Annotated in this window: 6 protein-coding genes and 1 pseudogene; 5 read left to right on the top strand and 2 right to left on the bottom strand. The window is 72.0% G+C overall.

The features are described from left to right. Nucleotides 1–16 precede the first annotated feature (16 nt). Nucleotides 17–160: pseudogene (locus ACFTZL_RS40105) on the top strand (endonuclease); the annotation flags it as partial. On the opposite strand, the gene ACFTZL_RS40100 reads toward ACFTZL_RS40105, so the two are convergent. Together ACFTZL_RS40100 and ACFTZL_RS40095 are read right to left on the bottom strand one after the other, a co-directional pair. Further along, nucleotides 157–789, bottom strand: coding sequence for a hypothetical protein (locus ACFTZL_RS40100; protein ID WP_382594045.1), 633 nt, complete (start codon nucleotides 787–789; stop codon nucleotides 157–159). The pseudogene ACFTZL_RS40105 and the gene ACFTZL_RS40100 overlap by 4 nt on opposite strands. Further along, nucleotides 782–1,579 (bottom strand): alpha/beta hydrolase, encoded by a 798-nt coding sequence (locus tag ACFTZL_RS40095; RefSeq protein WP_382594042.1) that lies wholly within the window; start codon nucleotides 1,577–1,579, stop codon nucleotides 782–784. The genes ACFTZL_RS40100 and ACFTZL_RS40095 overlap by 8 nt, the downstream gene beginning before the upstream one ends. Before the next feature lie 202 nt (nucleotides 1,580–1,781). Here ACFTZL_RS40095 and ACFTZL_RS40090 point away from each other — a divergent pair, with 202 nt between their 5' ends. Genes ACFTZL_RS40090 through ACFTZL_RS40075 form a run of 4 tightly spaced genes read left to right on the top strand, consistent with a single transcriptional unit; the run spans nucleotide 1,782 to nucleotide 5,625 of the window. Further along, nucleotides 1,782–2,603 (top strand): lysophospholipid acyltransferase family protein, encoded by an 822-nt coding sequence (locus ACFTZL_RS40090; RefSeq protein WP_382594039.1) that lies wholly within the window; start codon nucleotides 1,782–1,784, stop codon nucleotides 2,601–2,603. A gap of 28 nt (nucleotides 2,604–2,631) precedes the next feature. Continuing rightward, the gene (macS, locus tag ACFTZL_RS40085; protein ID WP_382594036.1) at nucleotides 2,632–3,858 is read left to right on the top strand and encodes a MacS family sensor histidine kinase; all 1,227 of its coding nucleotides are present in this window, start codon (nucleotides 2,632–2,634) and stop codon (nucleotides 3,856–3,858) included. Beyond that, nucleotides 3,855–4,544, top strand: coding sequence for a response regulator (locus tag ACFTZL_RS40080; protein ID WP_382594033.1), 690 nt, complete (start codon nucleotides 3,855–3,857; stop codon nucleotides 4,542–4,544). Before macS ends, ACFTZL_RS40080 begins: the two co-directional genes overlap by 4 nt. A 52-nt stretch (nucleotides 4,545–4,596) precedes the next feature. After that, nucleotides 4,597–5,625, top strand: a complete 1,029-nt coding sequence (locus ACFTZL_RS40075; protein WP_382594030.1) for a 6-phosphofructokinase — start codon at nucleotides 4,597–4,599, stop codon at nucleotides 5,623–5,625. Nucleotides 5,626–5,651: the final 26 nt, after the last annotated feature.

Here is a 5,651-nt window from a genome sequence, read left to right as displayed (position 1 = left end):
TTTATAAGACACAGGCATCGACGCTATCTGCGCGACCACGGGCATCGCGTTACGGGGCTGCGGCGGGCCGGCGGGTCACCCCGGGGGGACCGACACAGACCTGAGGGCGGCCACGGACCATCTCCCGGTCCTGGCCGCCCTCAAGATTCCAGCCGGTTAGACGACCGCCCCGCGCCCCGGGTCCTCGTCGTCCTCGTCATCCGTCCGCATCCGCATCACCAGCGTCGCGAACCCGCCGAGGAACCCGCCGATCCCCGCCGTGGCCAGCCACCACGTCATCTCCCAGCCGAGCACCACGGCCAGCAGCAGCAGGACCGGCCCGCCGAGCACGCCCAGCCAGGCGAACTTCGCGGTGACGTCGGCCGCAGGCAGCGGGGGCGGCTCCGGCGGCACGAAGTGGCCCTCGTCGTCCTCGTCGAAGTCGTCCTCGGCGGGCTCGGGCGCGGAGTAGTCGCGCGGGCCGACGCCGGGCGCGAAGGAGACGGAGCCGCCCAGCGGCGCGGCCGGGGCGGCCGGCTTGGCCGGCTTGTCCGCGGGCTTCGCGGCCTCCTCCGGCTCGGCGGGCTTCGCCGCCTCCCCGGACGCCCCGGCCGTGTCCACCCGGTCGTCGTTGGTCCCGGCCTCCGGCAGGGCCAAGTCCTCGATCGACTTGAACGGCTTGGCGCCCGGCGGGTCCGGCGGCTCCTCGCCGTACGCGGCGACGATCGCGGCCCAGGCGGCCTCCTCGTCGAACGGGACGCCCTGCTCGTCCGGCTCACGGTCCTCGCGGTCCGAGTCGTGCTCAGCCACCTGCGGTCGTCCCTTCCTTGCCGAGACCGGGCTCCTTGCCGAGGCCGGACGCGAGCCGGCCGATGAACTCGACGCTCTCCTCGAAGATCCGGTCCGCGTCATGGTCCAACGTGGCGACGTGGTAGCTCTGTTCCAGGATGACCTCTTTCACATCCGTCGAGGAGATGCGGCTGAGGACGCGGGCGGAGTCGGCGGGCGGCACCACATGGTCCTGCGGGCTGCGCAGCAGCAGCACCGGCTGCGTGACCTGCGGCAGCTCGCCGTCGACGATCTGGAAGAACTGGCGCAGGGAGTGCGCCGCGTGCAGCGGGACCCGGTCGTAGCCGAGCTCCCGGCTGTCCGGCTTGGCGATGTCGCTGGCGATGCCCTTCGTCGCGGGGACGAGGTGGCGGACCACCGGGAGCGCGTGCGCGGCCAGGCCGTGCACCTTGTTCGCGGGGTTGACGACGACCACGCCGCTGACGGCGTCGCCGTGCTTCGCGGCCAGGCGCAGGGCCAGGGCGCCGCCCATGGACAGACCGGCCACGAACACCTGCTCGCGGCGCTCGCACAGGAGGCGCAGCTCGCGGTCCACCTCCGCGTACCAGTCCTGCCAGCCGGTGATCCGCAGGTCCTCCCAGCGGGTGCCGTGCCCGGGCAGCAGCGGCAGGGAGACGGTCAGGCCGCGCTCGGCGAGATGCTCCGCCCAAGGGCGCAGCGACTGCGGTGATCCGGTGAAACCGTGGCAGAGGAGGACGGCGACCTCCCCGCCCTCGTGGCGAAACGGCTCGGCTCCGGAAAGGACCGGCACCTTCGGCCTCCTGGTCGTGAGAAGGGACTGACACGATCACGGAATGTCACGGAACGTCATGGAGGGGGTCGCACGTCGTTCGCGGGACCTTCACCGTACGCGACCGCACTGACACCGACCAGGGCCGTCGGCGCCTTTGACAGCGCTCCGGGTTATGGTCTGACCGACACATACAGGAGGCACTCGGTTGTTGTACGGCGCGATGAAGGTCGCTGTTGGGGGGCCGCTGAAGGTCGCCTTCAGGCCCTGGGTGGAAGGCCTGGAGAACGTTCCCGCAGAGGGCGCCGCGATCCTGGCGAGCAACCACCTGTCCTTCTCGGACTCGTTCTTCCTGCCCGCGGTCCTGGACCGCAAGGTCACGTTCATCGCGAAGGCCGAGTACTTCACCACGCCCGGTGTGAAGGGCCGGCTGACGGCCGCCTTCTTCAAGGGCGTCGGCCAGCTCCCCGTGGACCGCTCCGGCGCGCGCGGCGCGGGTGAGGCCGCCATCAAGAGCGGCATAGAGGTGCTGGAGAGCGGCGAGCTGTTCGGCATCTACCCGGAGGGGACACGCTCGCCCGACGGGCGGCTCTACCGGGGCAAGCCGGGCGGCCTCGCGCGCGTGGCCCTCGCGACCGGCGCGCCCGTCCTCCCCGTCGCCATGATCGACACGGAGAAGATCCAGCCGCCCGGCAAGGTCATGCCGAAGCTGATGCGCCCGGGCATCCGGATCGGCAAGCCCCTGGACTTCAGCCGCTACCAGGGCATGGAGCACGACCGTTTCGTGCTGCGCGCGGTGACCGACGAGGTCATGTACGAGATCATGAAGCTCTCCGGCCAGGAGTACGTCGACATGTACGCGACGGCCATGAAGCGGCAGATCGCGGACGCGGCGAAGGCGGAGAAGGAAGCCGAGAAGGCGGCGAAGGCCGCACTCGCGCGGGCGGAGAAGGAACAGGCCGCGAAGGAGAAGGCCGAGAAGGACCAGGTCGAGAAGGACCAGGCCGAGAAGGACCGGACGGAGCAGCGGCGGACCGAGCCCTAGTCGGGGCTCGAAGCCGGGGGGCGGGGAGATGGCCAAGCGCGAGCGAGTCATGACGATGTCGGTCGAGCAGCCGCTGTGGCGTGCGCTGTCCGGCTACCGGGTGCTCACGATGCTGTACGCGGTGGGCCTGTTCGCCACCGCCTACGACGAGTTCGCCCGCCCCTGGGTCGCCGTCGCCTACTACGCCGTCCTGGGCGTATGGACCCTGGCCACACTGCCCCGGGTCGCGAACGCCGCCGGCTGCACCAAGCGGTTCCTCACCGCCGACCTCACCATCGCGATCGCCGGCATCCTGCTCACACCCGTCGCCGACGCGCCCGAGCGGGTCCAGGCCGGCGGCCCGACCCTGCCGTCGATCTGGACCGCCGGAGCCGTCCTCGCCTTCGCCGTCAAGGGCGGCTGGCGCTGGGCGGCCCTCGCCTCCGGCCTCGTGGCCGTCGCCAACCTGGTCGAACGCGGCACTCCGGCCCGCGACACCGTCCACAACGTCATCCTCGTCTGCATCGCCTCCATCGCCATCGGCTACGTCGTCGAGGTCGCCCGCGCCTCCGAGCGCACCCTCGCCCGCGCGCTGGAGATCGAGGCCGCCACCAGGGAGCGGGAGCGGCTCGCCCGGGACATCCACGACAGCGTGCTCCAGGTGCTGGCGATGGTGCAGCGGCGCGGGGCGGTGATCGGCGGTGAGGCGGCCGAGCTGGGCCGGATGGCCGGCGAGCAGGAGGTCGCGCTGCGCACCCTGGTCTCCGGCGGGCTCGTGCCCGTCTCCCGGGTCTCGGAGGACGCCGCCGAGGGAGCGGTCGTCCGGTCCGTCGACGAGGAGCCGCGGCAGAGCGGCCCGGTAGACCTGCGCGCCCTGCTCGCGCCGTACGCCGGGGCCATGGTCAGCCTCGCCGAGCCCGGCGCGCCCGTGCCGCTGACCCCGGTCGCCGCCCGCGAGGTCGCCGCGGCCGTCGGGGCCGCCCTGGACAATGTCCGCAGGCACGCCGGGGAGCAGGCGCGTGCGTGGATCCTGGTCGAGGACGAGCCGGACGAAGTGATCGTCACCGTCCGGGACGACGGCCCGGGCATCCCGCAGGGGCGGCTCGCCCAGGCCGAGGGCGAGGGGCGGCTCGGCGTCGCCCTGTCGATCCGCGGCCGGCTGCGCGACCTCGGCGGCAGCGCGGAACTGATCTCGGTGCCGGGCCAGGGCACTGAGGTCGAGCTGAAGGTACCGAAAGACGTGACGGACGCACGGGGGAAGGCGGAGCAGCGATGACGGAGAGCACCGAGGACCGGCGGGACCCGATCAAGGTCATGGTCGTCGACGACCACCCCATGTGGCGCGACGCCGTCGCCCGTGACCTGGCCGAGTCGGGCTTCGAGGTGGTCGCCACCGCGAGCGACGGCGACCAGGCCGTGCGCCGCGCCAAGGCCGCCGCGCCCGACGTCCTCGTGCTGGATCTGAACCTGCCCGCCAAGCCCGGCGTCCAGGTCTGCAAGGAGGTCGTCGCCGCCGACCCCGCCCTGCGCGTCCTCGTGCTGTCCGCGAGCGGTGAGCACGCCGACGTCCTGGAGGCCGTGAAGTCCGGCGCGACCGGCTACCTGCTGAAGTCGGCCTCCACCGGGGAACTCCAGGACGCGGTGCGCCGCACGGCCGTCGGCGACCCGGTCTTCACCCCCGGCCTCGCCGGACTGGTCCTCGGCGAGTACCGCCGCCTGGCCTCCGAACCCGCCCCCGCCCCGGACACCGACGAACCGAAGGCGCCCCGGCTCACCGACCGCGAGACCGAGGTGCTGCGCCTGGTCGCCAAGGGCCTGAGCTACAAGCAGATCGCCGAACGCCTGGTCATCTCCCACCGCACGGTGCAGAACCACGTCCAGAACACCCTCGGCAAGCTCCAGTTGCACAACCGCGTGGAGCTGGTCAGGTACGCGATAGAACGCGGCCTCGACGACGAGTGAGACCCGCGCCACACTGACCCTTCGTCAGGCACCTGCTGCGAAGGGACATTCCATGCGGGTCGGAGTACTGACCGGAGGCGGCGACTGCCCCGGGCTCAACGCCGTCATCCGGGCGATCGTCCGCAAGGGCGTGCAGGAGTACGGCTACGACTTCACCGGCTTCCGGGACGGCTGGCGCGGTCCCCTGGAAGGCGACACCGTCCGTCTCGACATCCCCGCCGTGCGCGGCATCCTGCCCCGCGGCGGCACCGTCCTCGGCTCCTCGCGGACCAACCCGCTGAAAGAGGAGAACGGCATCCGCCGTATCAAGGAGAACCTCGCCGCGATGGAGGTCGAGGCCCTCATCGCCATCGGCGGCGAGGACACCCTGGGCGTGGCCGCCCGGCTGTCCGGCGAGTACGACGTGCCCTGTGTCGGCGTCCCGAAGACGATCGACAACGACCTGTCCGCCACCGACTACACCTTCGGTTTCGACACCGCGGTCGGCATCGCGACCGAGGCGATCGACCGGCTGCACACCACCGCCGAGTCCCATATGCGGGTCCTGGTCGTCGAGGTGATGGGCCGGCACGCCGGCTGGATCGCCCTCCACTCGGGCCTGGCCGGCGGCGCGAACGTCATCCTCATCCCCGAGCAGCGCTTCGACGTCGAGCAGGTCTGCGCCTGGGTGACGTCCCGCTTCAGGGCGTCGTACGCCCCGATCGTGGTCATCGCCGAGGGGGCGATGCCGAAGGACGGCGACATGGTCCTCAAGGACCAGACGCTGGACTCCTTCGGGCACGTCCGGTTGTCCGGCGTCGGCGAGTGGCTGGCCAAGCAGATCGAGAAGCGCACGGGCAAGGAGGCCCGCACCACGGTCCTGGGCCACGTCCAGCGCGGCGGTACCCCCAGCGCCTTCGACCGCTGGCTCGCCACCCGCTTCGGCCTGCACGCCATCGACTGCGTCCGCGACGGCGACTTCGGCACGATGGTCGCCCTGCGCGGCACCGACATCGTCCGGGTCCCGATCGCCGACGCGACGGCCCGCCTGAAGACGGTGGACCCCAAGCTGTACGAGGAGGTCGGCGTCTTCTTCGGCTGACCGGGACACGGACGTCCGGGGGCGCT

The sequence above is a fragment of the Streptomyces sp. NPDC056948 genome, assembly GCF_042674225.1.
Classification (GTDB): Bacteria; Actinomycetota; Actinomycetes; order Streptomycetales; family Streptomycetaceae; genus Streptomyces; species Streptomyces purpurascens.
Note: the sequence above shows the minus strand (reverse complement) of the source record. Positions and strands in the feature narration are given on the sequence as shown.